The organism is Pseudoalteromonas sp. CNAT2-18.1 (genome assembly GCF_022347865.1).
GTDB lineage: Bacteria > Pseudomonadota > Gammaproteobacteria > Enterobacterales > Alteromonadaceae > Pseudoalteromonas > Pseudoalteromonas ruthenica.
The window spans coordinates 656,988-673,831 of record NZ_JAKRFR010000001.1 but is presented as its reverse complement, the minus strand read 5'-3'; the positions used below and the strand labels follow the sequence as shown (position 1 = coordinate 673,831).

General features: G+C 47.3%; 11 protein-coding genes. 6 read left to right on the top strand and 5 right to left on the bottom strand.

Features of this window, described 5'->3' with window-relative positions; all coding sequences use genetic code 11:
• The first annotated feature begins 10 nt into the window (after window positions 1–10).
• The 3 genes from betA (at window position 11) to MHM94_RS02835 (ending at window position 3,729) form a co-directional block, all read left to right on the top strand.
• Window positions 11–1,678 (top strand): choline dehydrogenase, encoded by a 1,668-nt coding sequence (betA, locus tag MHM94_RS02845; RefSeq protein WP_235418736.1) that lies wholly within the window; start codon window positions 11–13, stop codon window positions 1,676–1,678.
• A gap of 123 nt (window positions 1,679–1,801) precedes the next feature.
• Complete coding sequence (locus tag MHM94_RS02840; RefSeq protein ID WP_022944617.1) at window positions 1,802–3,019, top strand: BCCT family transporter; 1,218 nt, start codon at window positions 1,802–1,804, stop codon at window positions 3,017–3,019.
• A gap of 8 nt (window positions 3,020–3,027) precedes the next feature.
• Window positions 3,028–3,729 (top strand): TorF family putative porin, encoded by a 702-nt coding sequence (locus tag MHM94_RS02835; RefSeq protein WP_130145773.1) that lies wholly within the window; start codon window positions 3,028–3,030, stop codon window positions 3,727–3,729.
• A gap of 29 nt (window positions 3,730–3,758) precedes the next feature.
• Here the strand turns inward: MHM94_RS02835 and MHM94_RS02830 are convergent, their stop codons facing one another.
• Window positions 3,759–4,289, bottom strand: coding sequence for an isochorismatase family protein (locus MHM94_RS02830; protein WP_130145775.1), 531 nt, complete (start codon window positions 4,287–4,289; stop codon window positions 3,759–3,761).
• A 240-nt stretch (window positions 4,290–4,529) separates the two neighbouring features.
• On the opposite strand from MHM94_RS02830, the gene MHM94_RS02825 reads away from it, so the two are divergent.
• Complete coding sequence (locus tag MHM94_RS02825) at window positions 4,530–9,044, top strand: EAL domain-containing protein (protein ID WP_235418735.1); 4,515 nt, start codon at window positions 4,530–4,532, stop codon at window positions 9,042–9,044.
• 37 nt (window positions 9,045–9,081) lie between these two features.
• Here MHM94_RS02825 and MHM94_RS02820 read toward each other — a convergent pair whose 3' ends face one another.
• Together MHM94_RS02820 and MHM94_RS02815 are read right to left on the bottom strand one after the other, a co-directional pair.
• Window positions 9,082–11,862 carry a hybrid sensor histidine kinase/response regulator gene (locus tag MHM94_RS02820; RefSeq protein ID WP_235418734.1) on the bottom strand — a complete coding sequence of 927 codons (2,781 nt, stop codon included), beginning with the start codon at window positions 11,860–11,862 and terminating at the stop codon, window positions 9,082–9,084.
• 39 nt (window positions 11,863–11,901) lie between these two features.
• Complete coding sequence (locus MHM94_RS02815) at window positions 11,902–12,819, bottom strand: cation diffusion facilitator family transporter (protein ID WP_045979060.1); 918 nt, start codon at window positions 12,817–12,819, stop codon at window positions 11,902–11,904.
• Window positions 12,820–13,167: 348 nt separating this feature from the next.
• Here MHM94_RS02815 and MHM94_RS02810 point away from each other — a divergent pair, with 348 nt between their 5' ends.
• Window positions 13,168–13,602 (top strand): hypothetical protein, encoded by a 435-nt coding sequence (locus MHM94_RS02810; RefSeq protein WP_022944611.1) that lies wholly within the window; start codon window positions 13,168–13,170, stop codon window positions 13,600–13,602.
• 109 nt (window positions 13,603–13,711) lie between these two features.
• Window positions 13,712–14,563, top strand: coding sequence for a patatin family protein (locus MHM94_RS02805; RefSeq protein ID WP_328282750.1), 852 nt, complete (start codon window positions 13,712–13,714; stop codon window positions 14,561–14,563).
• Window positions 14,564–14,574: 11 nt separating this feature from the next.
• Here MHM94_RS02805 and MHM94_RS02800 read toward each other — a convergent pair whose 3' ends face one another.
• Window positions 14,575–16,188: a methyl-accepting chemotaxis protein gene (locus MHM94_RS02800; protein ID WP_257221108.1), complete on the bottom strand. Its 1,614-nt coding sequence runs from the start codon at window positions 16,186–16,188 to the stop codon at window positions 14,575–14,577.
• 227 nt (window positions 16,189–16,415) lie between these two features.
• Window positions 16,416–16,763, bottom strand: coding sequence for a 2OG-Fe(II) oxygenase (locus MHM94_RS02795; protein ID WP_235418802.1), 348 nt, complete (start codon window positions 16,761–16,763; stop codon window positions 16,416–16,418).
• Between the last annotated feature and the right edge of the window lie 81 nt (window positions 16,764–16,844).

The window sequence follows — 16,844 nt, the reverse complement described above, 5'->3', positions numbered from 1 at the left end:
AGGTGTCATCATGAACAGCGAATTTGATTATATTATCGTTGGCGCCGGTTCAGCAGGTTGTGTACTGGCAAACCGCCTGAGTGCCGATAGTAACAACCGGGTGTTGTTACTTGAGACCGGCGGCAGTGATAAAAGTATTTTTATTCAAATGCCTACGGCGCTGTCTATTCCTATGAATACCAGCAAATATGCTTGGCAATTCCACACTGAGGCAGAGCCGTATTTAGACAATCGCAAAATGCATTGTCCTCGCGGCAAAGTACTCGGTGGCTCATCATCTATCAACGGCATGGTGTATGTACGCGGTCACGCCAAAGACTTTGACGAATGGCAACAACACGGTGCACAAGGCTGGAGCTATCAGGACTGCTTACCTTATTTCAAAAAGGCCGAGCAATGGTACCTCGGCGGTGACAGCTATCGTGGTGGCGATGGTCCTTTGGGCGTAAATAACGGCAACGACATGAAAAACCCGTTGTATAAAGCCTTTATTGATGCCGGTCAGCAAGCAGGCTATGCCTTGAGCAAAGATTATAATGGTGCACAGCAAGAGGGCTTTGGCCCTATGCATATGACCGTAAAAGACGGCAAACGTTGTTCGGCGGCGCGTGCCTATCTGGATCCGGTCAAAGAGCGTAGCAATCTCACCATCGTCACTCATGCGAAAGCGCAAAAAGTGTTACTAGAGGGCAAACAAGCTCGTGGCATTCAGTATCGCGTTGGTGGCAAAGTTCATAAAGCCATGGCCAACAAAGAAGTGATTTTAAGTGCCGGGCCCATTGGCTCTCCACATTTGTTGCAGTTGTCTGGCATCGGTGACAAAGCCCATTTAGATAATGCCGGTATTCCCTGTACACACCATTTACCCGGTGTAGGTCAGAATTTGCAAGATCACTTGGAGTTTTATTTCCAATTTAAGTGTAAGCAACCTATTACCCTCAATGGCAAGCTTGGGCTGTTTTCAAAAGCCATGATTGGGGCTCGCTGGTTATTATTCAAAGATGGCTTAGGGGCGACCAACCACTTTGAATCATGTGGCTTTATTCGCTCTAAAGAAGGGGTTGAGTGGCCTGATTTACAGTATCACTTTTTACCTGCGGCGATTCGTTACGACGGCAAGAGTGCCTTTGCTGGCCATGGCTTCCAAGTCCATATTGGTCACAATAAGCCGAAAAGTCGTGGTCATGTGTTGGTTAAAAACAGCGACCCTGACTGTGCGCCAAAAATTCAATTTAATTACCTTCAACACCCGGACGATATCGAAGGCTTTCGTGCCTGCGTGCGCCTAACGCGCGAAATTATCAATCAAAATGCATTTGATGCATTCCGCGATGAGGAAATTCAACCGGGTACTGACGTGCAAACAGATGAGCAAATTGATGCCTTTGTGCGCCAAGCCGTTGAAAGTGCCTACCACCCTTCTTGCTCGTGCAAAATGGGTGAAGATGAAATGGCCGTGGTTGATAGTCAGGCAAAAGTACATGGTGTTGAGGGTCTGCGTGTGGTTGACTCCTCAATTTTCCCGACCATTCCTAATGGCAACTTAAATGCGCCCACCATTATGGTAGCGGAAAAGGCAGCCGACCATATCTTAGGAAAGACTCCGCTTGCGTCGCAACATGTTGAAGTGGTCAACGACCCGCAATGGCAGCAGCGACAGCGTAGCCAAACTCTGTAACTAATACGATTTCACAAGGCTTTCTTGGTGCAGCTCAATAGCTGCGCCCTGGGCGCCTTATATTTTAAAAACAACAAAATGGAGAAAATATGAACTATTTCTACTTATATTGGGAGGGTGATAATGACTTTATGGCTTAGTGCTGGCATTTTATTTACCCTACTCGCTATCGTCTTTATCTTGGCGAAATGGGGGAATGTGCAGTGCGTGGGTGTCACCCCAGTACGAACCTTCACCTTTATTGCTATCTTGTTCACCTCCGGCCTGGATGTGGGACTGATCATGTTCCCATTGACCGAGTTTGGCGGTTATGCAGACATAAACGCAAGCCCAGAATATGCATTCACTAACCCGCTCGCCATTGAGTTTGGTTTTTGGGGCTTTTTCATCTGGAGTTTTTACTTCCTCACCTGCTTTTATTTCTGCGTAATTGAGCCCAAAGTAAAGTTCTTTGAGATCCCTTGGGTGAAGTTTATTAATAACGTGGTGATTATCGGCACCTGTGCCTTTACCGCTTCATTATTGTTGGCCAACTTACCATGGTATTTGCCTAGCATCGGTGATGGCGAGAGCATCATTCCGTTATTTTACCTCATTGTATTTGCCGCTATTGCCTTTTCTGTTTACTCCAGTACCGACATTAAATATGTACGTGTATTGAGTGTATCCACGACGTGGGTCTTTATTGGTCTTATCGCCTTTATGTGGGGCAGCGCCTTCTTATGGGGTGATAGCGCCATGGGTGAGTACGCTCAGTCAGTGGCCATGCTGGGAGGCTATTTCGGCAACATCCACGAATTTATCTTCCCTATCAATGATTACCACGCCTTCTACCTGTTTTGGTGGTTCGCATGGAGCATCATGATTGGCCAATTTACCGCCCGCTTTGTCGGTGGTCTTAAAACCTATCAGGTGCTAGCAGCAATGTTGATCTTCCCCTCTATTCCAATTGCGCTGTGGTTTGCGGTGTTATACCACTATCACGATGCAGGGCTAGATACGACGGGTATCCGTAACTTCGCCATGGTGTTTGTCGGCATTATCTTCGTGATCAACTCGTTGGACTCATTAATCCGTCTTTATAGTGACAACCTCAATCTGACGACTAAGCGTCTGGGTAAATGGCGTTACATGGGCTTTCATTTTCTAGCCTTAGCAGCGCTGACACTGTTGTTTACTTTTGACTTCTTACAAATCCAATGGGTCGGTGCCTTGGTAATTGGTCTATTCTTTAGTTGTTTAGGCTACATTTTGTACACCAAATTCAAAACCGTGAGCAACATCGATAGCTCACCAAAAGAAAACCGTCTTGATTATAAAAAAATAGAATCCGTACATTAGGAGCAATGATGAGAAAAACAATTTACTCTTTAAGCGCAATCTCGTTAATGATGGCCTCACAGGTCGCATTGGCTGATTGGTCAGCAACAATTACTGGTGCTAGCGACTACACCTTTAATGGTGTAAGCCAAACTGAAAACGACCCAGCGCTGCAAGGGAGCATTGATTACGCTGCCGATAACGGTTTCTACGCCGGCAGCTGGGCGTCAAACGTCGACTTTGCCGATGGCACTGACTTAGAATGGGATTTCTATGTCGGCCAATTTCGCCAGTTGAACAACCAGCTGTCTGTGGATTATGGTATCGCTTATTACAGTTACCACGGCGCATCTAGCTCCAGTGACGGTAACTATTTTGAAGCTTACACCAAATTTGCCTATGACTCGCAACTGGGTACTACCGAGGCCAACTTCTGGTACACCTGGGATTACTTTGGTACCGATGCTGGCCATGTTATCTCCATGCTAGCTCATAACTATGCACTGGCAGAGGGTCATAACTTGCGCTTAAGCGTAGACGCGTCAAACTCGCTAGATGGCGATAAGTTCGCGTGGCAAGCGGATGGCAAATCCTACGTACATTACCGTCTCGCCTATCAAACCTCCTATTCAGGCTTTGATTTCGAGTTAGCGGCAGAAGATACCAACCTTGATAGCGAATACGCTGATGAGCGCTTGGTACTGTCAGTGAGCAAAACGTTCTCACTGTAAATCCCCACAATGGGCGCCGACCATGGCGCCTATTTTATTAACGCTAAAACCTCTTTAAATTGCGGATGCTCGCAACTGTGCATCCATCCGAATATAGCCGTCTCTGCAGAGCATACCTGCACGCCAGCTTGACGCAGTTGCAAAAGCGCCCATTGTTTGTTTTCTTGTTTTCGTGAACACACCGCATCGGCTATCACACTCACTGTGTAGCCCTTAGCCAATAGATCCATTGCCGTGAAGTAAACACAGACATGACTCTCCATACCACACAAATAGATGTGCTGGTGCGAGCCTAATGCTTGCTCAAAATCTTTATGCTGGGCGGCACTGAACGTTGTTTTGGTAATATAGTTAGCGTTCCCTATTTTAAGTTGTGCATCGGTTGGCCCGAGACCTTCGGGGTATTGCTCTGTCACCACACAATGAATATCAAGGCAGTGACTGGCGCTAAGTAGCAACTGTACCTGAGCACGTATATGGGTGTACTCGCTCATAGCGGGTGCTAACTTAGCTTGCATATCAACAACCACTAAGGTTGCATTTTGTGCATTATTGTTCATTAAACGCTCCACTTTGTTCCTTTTTGTTTTCCGAAATTCATCATAAGGTGTGGTTTTTTCAAAGTAAAATTATAAAGATATAGTGACGAACCAAGGTTCTATGCTAAATTTATGTATTATTGTTAACGATTAGTTGATGCCTAAATGCCCTGAGGGATTTAAGGCTAATATGTTGGTTTCAACTTCAATTGGGGTCAGCCATTGCGTCGTCTACATAGCGCATGTATTACTGTGCTTTTCATGCTTTTGCATTTATTTGCTACACCCTCACAGGCACACGTCAACGATGCTGGATACGGCTATCAGCTCCAACGTTTATCCACTGATGAGGGCTTGTCTCAGGGCTCGGTTAGTGCCATAGCCCAAGACGATTTCGGCTATATGTGGTTCGCCACAGGGCGTGGTTTAAATCGTTACGACGGCTATAAGGTAACGCTTTTTGAGAGCCAACACTCGGCGCTAAGTAGTGACTTTATTTTGACCATGCTTAAACTAGCAAATGGCAAATTACTCGTGTCGACGCAGTTCAGCGGCGTGTACTTGGTCGACCCGGCCACACTCACTTCCAAGCAAATCATTGCCAACACCCTTAGTGAACACAAGATAGACTATGTTAGCGTCTCTGCAATCGCTCAAGATCCCCTGAACCCTGAGCGTGTTTGGCTTGGCTTAAATCATCATATTTTCAGTCTCGATTTAACCGATAACTCACTCACCCATGCCTTTAGTATTGCCAATGAAACCCATATCATCCGCGCCTTGCTGCCACATCAAGATGGGCTTTATGTCGGTGCATCTAATGGCCTTTACCATTACCAACAAGGCCGAGTGAAGCAAATTAACTACCTACCCAAGAGCGAAGCGCCGAGCGGCGATCAGCAAAACGTGAAACTGTTGCGCTTTGACAGTGAATTCGGCCTGATGATCGGCACGGTAGAAGGCTTGTACAGCATGAGCCTCTCGAGCCCCAATACATTTAGAACATTATTGCCAAGCTACAACATATGGGGCTTCCAACGCTATGGGCTTTATGACTTTATCGCCACAGATGAGGGCTTAAAACAATTTAATCGGCAATCTTTGCGCGCGCAAACACTGGTCCAATTTAGTAAATCGCGCTTTGCCGTCAGCGACAACAGTATCCAAGTACTCTTTCGCGATAAAGGTGGCATGTTGTGGCTCAGCTCTCGCTCCCAAGGAGTATTCTCGTGGTCGCCGCTGTCTATGCGTTTTCGCCAGCGAACGCTTCCTAGCGGCCAATATAAACATGGGCATATCGCTTGGGGCATGCATGAGCAGGCCGATGGTACATTGTGGGTGGGCAGCGATAACGGCCTCAATCGTCTCAGTGCCAATGGTGAGAGTGAGGCATATTTGGTCAATAAGGACGATAAGCTCGCCATTGGCCAACAAACTATCTATCGTATCTCACCAGCTACACATCAACCAGACTCGCTTTGGTTAGATTCGAGCTACGGCAGTGAGCTATTTAACATCAAAACCAGTACCCTCACCCGACCGTTAGAAAAAGCAGATAGACCACAAAGCTTCGACCCCCAGAGTTACTATGGCGGGCTTGTGCAGTTACCTGACAATCGGGCGTTTTTTATCGCCCCCAGTGGCTTTTATATGTATGACCCCGAGGCCAACCGCATTACCGATGTGCCAGCACTAAATCGTGCGCTTTTGCCTGATTTAGCCACGCACTTTCTATCGCCGCTGCCTAATCATCCGAACGACCCACTGCTCAGCCATAGCGGTACGCTTTATCGCTATGACACCTCGCGCCAACAAGTTGAGGTGGTTTATGAATCCGCCAACACGAACCCGCAGCACTTTAATTATATTGATGGCTGGACGGTCGATCAGAATAATTCCTTGTGGTTAAGCATCGATAACGAGGGCTTAGTTGCTCTTGATATGGAAACACTTGAGGTTCGCGCCCGAATAGGCCTCGAACAAGGATTAAAGAACCTTGGCGTGTATACGCCAGTGGTGGATGATTTAGGTTACTTGTGGTTTGGCTCCAACAACGGCTTGTATCGATTAAATATAAACTCTGAACACGTGCGCTATTTCACCGTAGAAGATGGCCTATCCGCATCGGAGTTTAACGCCTTCGCGGTACTTAAGCGAGGCAACGGCGAGCTAGTATTTGGTACCGTAAAAGGGTTATTGGAAATAGACCCGACAGACTTCGTCTCTGGCAACACCCAGTATATTGCACCACCACCGCAAATCACCAATATTGATTTATTATCTCGTTCAATCGATTACTCCCCTATCAGTTATATTGACAAGCCGCTACAGTTACAACACGACGACCTCGGGCTGACAATATCCTTTTCTAGTTTTAACTTTTTACACCGCAGCCAAGTGCGCTACCGCATTAGTTTATCGGGTGCCAGCGACTTTACTTATAACGATTACAAAGACAACACCTTACAGTTTGCAAAACTCAACCCCGGACGCCATGAACTAAGCATTCGTGCTTTCGACCCCGTCTCCGGCAAGTACTCACGTGAGGCGCGTCTTATTGTTAATGTGGCCTACGCGCCATGGCGTTCGCCGCTTGCAAAAACCATGTATGCCTTGCTCGCCATTGCGATTATTGGCGCTTGGCTAATGTACTTACGCGCACAACAACGCAAATTACGTGACGCCCACAGTGTAGCGGTCAACTCGCAACAGCAAACCAACCTAGCTCTGCAAAGCAGTAACAGCGGTGTGTGGCACTACTATGTATCTGAGCGCCAATTTGCGCAGCGGCGTCTTAGCGACGAGCTCGGTTATGCTAACAGTTTTTTGAGCTGCTCATTTGAGCAACATGCCGAACTTATTCATCCCCATGATGTGGAGCGCTATCGTACCCAGTGGAAGCGCTTTTTAAAACAAGGGGAACAAGGCACTTGGGAGTGCACCTATCGCATTGCTCACAGCAGTGGTGAATGGCTGTGGTATCACGAAGTCGGGCGCATTACCGAATGCGACTTACAGGGGCATGCGCGAGTCGTATCAGGCATCTATACCAATATCACCGACGCGAAAGCCTCAGCGCAGCAAGCCACAGTATTAGGTGAAGCCATCAGCCAGATCAGCGATTGGTTACTGATTTTAGATGAGCATATGCAGCCGTTCTCCGCCAATCATAGTTTCCTGCAAGCCTTTGCCAGCCAGCAAGCGCCACAACTTAATATTCAGCCATTTGTGCGTGCTCTAGGTAAACACAAATATAAGAAGTACATGAGTATCATTGGCCGCTTAAAAGCGGGGCAGAACTGGCGTTGTGAAGAGCAGATCCGCACCAAGCATAATCGCCACCATCCAGTGCAAATAAGCGTCACTGCGGTGTGCCGTGATAATAACGACAACCGTGATGAGGTAAGCTACTACGTCATCGTGATCACCGATTTGACCGAGCAAAAGCGTGCTGAAGACGAGTTACGCTACTTAGCCAATTACGACCCCTTAACCGGGTTACCGAATCGCACTATGATGCGCTCAAAAATATCCCAAGCAATTGACTATGCGAAAGAAAACGCTTCCCTTTTGGCCTTATTATTTATTGATTTGGACAAATTTAAGCCGGTAAATGATTCGTTTGGCCATGCCGTAGGTGACCAAGTGCTGTGCTGCATTTGTGAGCGCATCAGCGAACAATTAGACGACAATGCGCTGCTCGCGCGTCAAAGTGGCGATGAGTTCTTGTTACTGATAGAACATGTCCATTCACCACAGATGCTCAGTGAATTTGCTGAGCACTTAGCCAAGGTGTTAGAGCAACCCATAAAAATTGGCAATATTACTATCAATATCTCTGTCAGTGTGGGAATTGCGTTGTCTCCTTTCGATGCGGATAACGCCGAAGATCTTATTCGTAATGCCGATATGGCGATGATCCATGCCAAGAATGCGGGCCGCAATGGCTATAAGTTCTTCACCGAACAAATGAACAACCGCATTACCCATAAGTTAATGCTAGAAAATGCGTTACAAGATGCCTATCGCGATGAGGTGTTACTCAACCACTACCAGCCCATTGTGCATGACTTCCAAAAGCGCATCGTAGGTGTGGAGCTCCTTCTGCGCTGGCCACATGAAGGCACCTTTATCTCTCCGGGAGAATTTATCCCCATCGCCGAGGAAATAGGCTTAATTGATGCCATTACCGAGCAAGCACTACACAGAGCCCTGCGCGATTTAAAGCCTTGGTTTGAGAGCTCTGATGATTTCTATTTATCTTTGAATCTGTCGCCTATTCATATCTTAAAGTCGAATTTAAGCGACCGCCTACAAGATATTTTGGCTCTTCACCATGTTAGCCCCACCCAGCTTCGCTTGGAGATCACCGAAAACACCCTACTAGAGGATAAAACCAAAGCGGCAGAGCAACTTAACCGCTTGCACAGCGCCGGATTCAAACTTTTCCTTGATGACTTTGGCACTGGTTTCTCATCACTGACCTATTTGAGTCAATTCCCCATTGATGTCATTAAGATAGACCAAAGCTTTGTACGGCAAATTGGGGTAAATCCAACCAATGAATCCATTATTCGCACCATTCACAACTTGGCGCGCAGCCTTGGCCTATACTGTATCGCCGAGGGGGTGGAGACCAGAGAGCAAATCTTTTTCCTCAATAAGTTAGGGTGTCACCATTTACAAGGATTCTTCTTTGCTCGACCAGTGGACGCACAAACACTGCTATCGAGTGAGTTTATCGATGGCGTGATTGATAAAACCAAGAGTTTGTAGTGCTTGAGTGTCGCCGATGCTTTGAGTTTACGCCTAGTTAGTGGGAAATATTTAACACAGCGCGAATACTGCGGTGCAACTGATGCGCTTGCAGTGGCTTAGAAACGAAGGCATTCATCCCCGCCGCCAAACAACGGTTTTTGTCCTCTTCATAGGCGTTGGCAGTAATCGCGATAACGGGCATGACGCCATATTTGTGCGGCTCTTTGCGAATATGTTGGGTACATTGATACCCATCCATGTGCGGCATTTGGCAATCCATGAGCACCACATCATAGCGTTGCTGCTGGAGCATATCCAAAGCTTGCACCCCATCTTGAGCGATGGCCACCTCACAGCCCAAAGGTTCAAGCATCTTGGCAAGGACTAATTGATTTACAGCGTTATCCTCAACCACCAGGACGTGTCGCTCAGTTAAATCAGGCGCCGAGAGTTCGCTATGTTGGTTAACCTCGATGTCCTCACAGGCTGGCGCTTTGATGGTAAAACTAAAGCAGCTGCCTTCTCCTTCATCGCTGGAAACGCAGATATCGCCGCCCATTTTTTGTACCAAGGAGCGACAGATTGCCAGTCCCAGACCAGTGCCTCCGTACCGCCGAGCTGTTGACACATCAGCCTGAGTAAATTGCGTAAAGATACGTGCTTGCTGCTCTTCGCTCATGCCTATGCCAGTATCACGTACCGTCACTTGAAGCTCATCATCGCGGTATTGCACGCTAAGGACAATCTCTCCTCGCTCGGTGAATTTTTTCGCGTTGCTTAATAAGTTGGTGATCACTTGGTTGAGTCTGAGCTCATCAACACGAATACTAGAGGGCACATTCGGGGCAATTTCGCACGCAAAGCGCACCTCTTTGTTGTCGTTGGCGCTATTAAATACCTGCTCTACGTGAGTGAAAAATGCTCGTGTAGCCAATGGCTGTGCGTTCAATTCCAAGGCATTGGCTTCAATTTTACTAAAATCCAGTATGTCGTTAAGAATTTGCAGTAGGTTTTGTGCACTTGCATCCAAGGTGGTTAAATACTGGCGTTGCTGGGCGCTCAGCTGCGAGTCTTGCAGCAAAATGTCGGTGATCCCGAGTACACCGTTCATGGGTGTACGCAGCTCATGGCTCATGTTAGCTAAAAACTGTGACTTTGCTCGACTGGCCTGGTTCGCCCTATGCACCGCAGTCTTGAGCTCTGCAGTTTGCTCTTGTACTTTACGCTCCAACTCTTGATTAAAGCGCGTTAATTGTTTGTTCAAATCGCGGTTGCGGTCATCGGATTGTGCTAGCTGCTCAAAACTCTGCTGGAGTTGCACCACCAGCGAATCAAACTGTTCGTGTAGTTGCTGAACTTCCTGCCATTCGTGTTGGCTAAGCGGCGTCTTATTTGGCAGCATCGGGTAGCGCTGCATTACTTGGGTTAAAAAGTTAAGTGGCGCCACCAATCTTTGACTTAGCTGGCGAATGAAAACCCCTGCCAGCAGCAAGAGTACCAGCGTGAGCAGCAACACGTACAACCAGGTTGAAGCGACCACAGAGTTTACATGGAGGCGGTTCATCATAGCGATGACCGTCCAACCTGTTTGGGGGCTATTAAGTGACCGGCTGTAATACAGCTCATTGTTAGCAGAGCGGTATAAAGCGCTTGAATCACCGTTAAACTCCGCTAAAGCAGGTTGCTCGAGGTGGCTTAGCACTTTGTAAGTATTTACACTGCTATACACCACGTGATTGTTGGCATCAATGACCAGCAATTCCCCTTGTTGCTCAAACAAGTAGGGCCGAAAGCGACGAAAGGACTCTAATCGCAGCGAACCTTCAATCACGCCTGCAAACTGTTGTTTTTCGTATATCGGTGCAGAGATGCCAACAATGTGGTTGTCACCTAAGCCACGACCGCGAAAAACACTGGAAATATAGCCGTTAGGGTGGCTGTGCGCTTGCGTGAAGTAATCGCGGTCTGTCACATCTCGCTGCTGTGCGGAGAGCCCATCAAGAAGCGACTTGGGCCATCCCACATACGCCACCCCTTGCTGATTGATCAGTACCGTAGAAATAAAGCCAGGGTACATTTGCCCTAAATGACTAAGCTGCCAACGCTCATCAACACCTTGCGCCAAGGTATCGCGCGCCGAAACAATGGCATTTTGGTGCTGTTCCAGGTAGCTATCTATTTGTTGTGATACCCTATCTGCATGGGCACGTAATTGTGTATTGACCTCATACTCTATACGTTCATAGTGGTCGTTAACCAAAATCACGGTCGTCAACAGCACCACCAATAGAATCAATACACTGACCACGTAGCTGAGAATATGTTTGAGCGAGTTTTGCCGATAGTGCCAAACTATAAAGGGTAAAAAGTAGCTTAATAGGTCAACTACAGCTAATGAAATAATGGCGTTAAGTAAATACTTGAAAATAGCAGTGGTGAGCGATAACCACGGCAACTCGACCATCCAATGACCAAAAACCACCAGCAGCGGCAAGCCAATCAGCAGCCAAAAGACCCCACCCCATGGCAATAACGGACGCCTTAAGCGGCGACAACAAAACCAATGCAGCCATATCAACTCGAGCAAAAATGCGATACTGGGCCAAGCATGTTGCCAGCGATAAAAGATAAAAGCAGAGGCGATAGCCAAGGTGATAACACTGTAGCGTAAGCCCAAGGCAACGAGGCTCAGCAACACAAAAATTTGCCCGAATAAAAACTCAGAGCTGTCCAAAAACCATACAGGTATTAGGTGCGTCAACCCGCCAATCAGGCCGAGTAAGCAAGCCACCATGAACTTGTTGCTGCTTTGAAGTCCGGTGCGAATTGTGCTCATTTGTAGGAAAGCTTAAAAACTTATAGGAACTGCATAGTCTTAGTGTTGTACACAGTGATGCGCTTGTCCATCTTCGGAGTGCGGATGGGCCTCTATTTGCAGTACGCTGTGCTCAACATTAAAGCGTTGTTTTAACATCTGTTCGGCATTGTTTCGACAGACAGCATCATGAGCCGCGACAGTACATTGATGTTTCAACACGATATGCGCACCAACGGCGAGCTGCTTGTCAATTCGAGACACGGTCACATTGTGCACACTGTGTACGTGAGCGAGTTTAGTCATCGCCTTTTCAATAGCTTGTGCACTGGGCAAACGCCCTTCTTGATTCTGCAACCGCTTTATACACTGTACAATAAGGCGCAAACCGGTGAATAACACGAACACGGCTATCACCATGCTAAAAAGCACATCCAATTGCTGCCACCCAGTGAGCGCGATAGTGACACCGGCCACTAGGGTACTGACGGTGGAGAGTAAATCAAAGAAAGTATGGAGAAACACCGCGTACACATTAATGCTGTCTTTGCGGCCCTTGTATAGCACCCATGCGGCGCATCCATGAAAGACAAAGCCGATACTTGATACCCACGCCATAATGGTGGTGTTAACGTCTTTGTGATGCCCCTCATGCATTTCAAAATACCGCTCAGAGCCAAGAAACAAAATGGTTAAGCTAATTCCCAAATACAGGCTGCCATTAATAAGCCCGCCCACTAATTCGGCTTTTTTATAGCCTTCATTAAAGTTGCGTGCCAAATGAATAGCGATAGAGGACGCCAAAATAGCGATAAATAACGTGCTGTTGTGCACAAATAAATGACCGGCATCGGCGAACACCGCTAAAGAGTTCGCGTGATAAGCCCCTATTAGCTGGATGACCATAAAGCTACAGGTTATAGCGAGCGCAATAAGTAAGCGTTTGCGAGAAGCCTGGTGTGTGGTGATGTCGGTCATGCGCGCCGGATGATACTCGGGAATGATATATAGTCGCAATTGTACTTGTTTTGCGACTATATTACACCCGTTTTCATCTCCACCCGTTGTGAATGCACAAGAACTGCTCATAAAAGAGTGATAGGCACCACTGCCCGCTTTGGAACCAATCACCGCTCTAACTTGCCGGTCATATCGATAACTAAATTTCCCTAAAAATCATCCATATGTAACTTTTTTGTTAAATCAGCATTGAAACTATGCTTTTTTTAGCTAATCTCAAAGTCGCGTGGCGACACAACAGGACTGAAGGATTGCTCTTGTGTGTAACCAAAACGCAAAAACACATCTATATAAGGAAATATAATTATGAAACTAGTGAAATCACTCTCTACTGTGGCCTGTGTTATCGGCCTATCTCTTGCTTCAACTTCCTCTGTATTAGCTGCGTCTTCGACCTCGGTAGTCGGTACTTGGCGCAACCATGTCAATTGGAATTGTAATACTGCGGGCTCAACGCCGATTACCGCTGCGTTATTTACAATTAATGCCGATGGCACATGGAGCTACCCATACGGAGGCGGTAACTGGTGGCAAGAGGAGGGATTGGTGATCATCTCTTTCGATAGCTACCCGACTTTGCAGTACGTGGGCAATGTGACTAAAGATGCCGTTGTTGGCATTCAAGGCTACTCCGACAATCCAGGTTCTCGCGGCTGCTTCTATTTGTTGCGTGAACAAGCGGGTAAAGCCAGCGACGTTAAACACTATGTCGATGGTAAGGATGCAGTTACCAATCGTTGATCACTTTTATGGCGGTGCCCTATACACCGCCTTTTGCCCATTGCTGCGCAAATAAAATTCATGCTAAGTTGCTGAGGTAGTAAATAAAAGCGTATGCAGGGTTTTACCTATCTCCAATTCATCTCTAAGCCATGCCCTTGTTGTTGAGGGGGGCGCGATGCGTGGTATTTTTGCCACCGGCGTACTCGATACGTGGCTACATCAGCACTACCAGCCCTTTGATATGTATTTTGGAGTGTCCGCTGGCGCAACCAATATCGCTGCTTATTTGTGCCAACAACACCAGCGCAACTATAAGGTGATCACGGATTACTCGTGTCGACCTGAATTTATTAATTACCTACGTTTTGCACGCGGCGGGCACCTGTTTGATTTAGATTGGCTTTGGCAACAGACCATTGCTGATATCCGCTTAGATTTAGCGACATTTGCGAAGCAAGCCGCACCATTTTATGTGGTGGCCACCAACATCGCCAACGGTCAAGCGGAGTATTTAAAAGCCAACGCCGATAATTTAGAAGCGATTTTAAAAGCCTCTTGTGCGCTGCCTTTGGCCTATCGCGATTATCCGCAAATTGGCGATAAGCAATATACCGATGGGGGTCTGAGCGATTCCATCCCCGTGCAACAGGCTTACTTACAAGGAGCAAAGCGCATCACCGTGATTTTGTCCCAGCCGTTGGGCTATCGCAAAAAACCGAGTCGCTCACACTGGGTAACACGACGCCTACTGCGCGATACCCCGGCACTGATCAGTGCCTCGAGCCGCCGAGCAGAGGGATATAACCAAAGCTTAGAATTTATCCATTCACCGCCGCCGGATTGTCATATCGAGGTGATTGCCCCCGAACCAGAGTTTGCTGTAGGCAGAACCACACGCGACGCCGCCAAATTACGCCACGGCTACACTCTAGGCTGCCAGCAAGGGCTAGACTATTTGCAGCGGCTAAGCATCAATTAGCGAGTGCGTATTTAGACCACAAAGGCTTTCACTTGCTGTTGCAGGCTATCAGCGAGCTGCGCCAGTTCTTTACTGGCATCGGCGTTTTGCTGTGAGCTTTGCGATACGCTGGTAATGCTGTCGTTAAATTCATTAATATTTTGGCTTATCTCCGCAGCCACTGTCGTCTGCTCTTCGGTGGCTGTAGATACTTGTAAATTCATATCGGCAATGTCAGCGACCGCTTCACGAATACGGTTAATGGCGGTTGCCGACTCTTGGCTGTGATGCTCACTTTCTTTGGCGCTGTCATCGGCACTCTGCATTGCTGCCACCGCCTGGCCAGCCATATCCTGCAGCTTGGCGATCATGGTATTGATGTTTTCTGTGGCCTGTTGAGTATTGTGTGCCAGTGTACGAACTTCATCAGCGACCACCGCAAAGCCACGCCCTGAATCTCCGGCGCGGGCAGCTTCAATGGCAGCATTCAGCGCTAGCAAGTTGGTCTGCTCAGCCACCCCTTGAATCATGAGCACCACTTGGTTGATCTCATTTGACTGGGCATTCAGCTCACCAATCAATTGGGCGTTTTGCGCAACAATACGAGATAAGGTGCGAATAGCCTCAAGGTTATCATCGATGGTTTGACTGCCCTGCTCTGCCAAGCCATCCGCAGATGCAGCATGTTGCGAGGTATTTTGCGCGTTTTGAGCCACTTCTTGAATCGCTGCACTCATTTGTGTAATGGCGGTGGCTATCATCGCACTTTGTTGCTCTTGCTGGGTTGCAGTCGAGGCCACCTGGGCACTGATCGCTTGCATTTGCTCTGACGCCGATGACAACGTCAGTGTCGCACCCGTGACGTCAGTAACCAAAGTGTGGATTCGGCTAAGCATATGATTGAAGTGCTCAGCTGTAGTGGCTATTTCGTCTTTCCCGGTGACTTTAGCACGCAGGGTCAAATCGGCTTGTTCGGCAATGGTTTGAATGGTGCCCTGCAAGTGGCTCAAAGGCCCATGAATAGAGCGGTAGATAAACCAAGCCAATAAAGACATAAAGGCAATGGTCAAGATAATAAAGACTAACAATAAGGTGGTGACGTGAGAAACTTGCTCATCGGCACTGTCGCGAAACCGCTGCGCTTCTGATAGCTGCAAATCGATAAGTGCCGCGTAGCTGCCACTGAGTGGGTCAAAAACACTGTAAAGGTCGGCTACAAACTGCGATTGGTCCATCGCTTTAAAGGTGCCATTTTCTATGGCCCGCATGTACGTATCAATTTTCTCAGCCACTGGTGCGAGGTGCTCATCCACGTCTTCGGTTAAGCGCTGCTCTTCGGTTGTGAGTTTAGTTTGTAAATAGTCCTGCCAGTGCTGCTGCGCGGTGGCTTTCGCCTGTTCAATCAAAGATATAACTTGCGATTTGTCGATAACGCCAGCGCGATACTTATGCAATAAATCGACAATGTTGACCGCGTAATTATCTGACACCACTTTAATTTGCTTTAATGGCACCACCCTATCTTTATAAATACTGTCAACGCCCTCGCCAATGGTATTAAGTTGAGACATACTCAGCGTCGCTGAAATAATAAGTAATACAATTGGAATTATGGACAAAATAATCAGTCGCATCTTTACAGACATGGTATTGAGCATGGGACACCCTCGTAATTTAAACTAAGATTTTTGTGCCTATCCATGCACTTCATGCAACAGCAGTTGCTACTTAATTATTTTCGAAGATAAGCAAATGCGCCAATCCAGTTTAAAAAATTACTGTTCTCACCCCGAGATAATATGTAAAAAACGAGTGTGATTAGCGATTCACGCTAACCCATATGTGATCAATACGATGGACGTCAGTTGGTCTTTTAATGGCCACGAACCCAACCAATACTTAACAAATAACGACTGCCTGAGGTGACCTTAGTAACTGCATGCTCACTGATATCGGGGCGAAATAACTTGATTCGTTTAGAGCTGTAAATAGGCGTTTTACAAACAAACTGACCGCCACAGCGTGCTTGTTTGAGGATAATATTAAGCCGATAATGCCGGCCTGCGGTTACTTTGTCAGTGTGCGTGGGCACCTCACAGCCTTGTGGGAACTTGAGCAAGTAGACATCGAATTTTAGCGGCCACCATGCCCTTGCCAGCAACATTTTCTCATAACCGCTTTTCTGGCGGCCTTTTTGCCATCTAAATATCCCTAGCTTCATCATAGATAATCTCTGCTTGCACCAGGGGGATACAAAAAATAGGGATAAGTAGCCATATATACAGGTACTTCATTTTCTCTC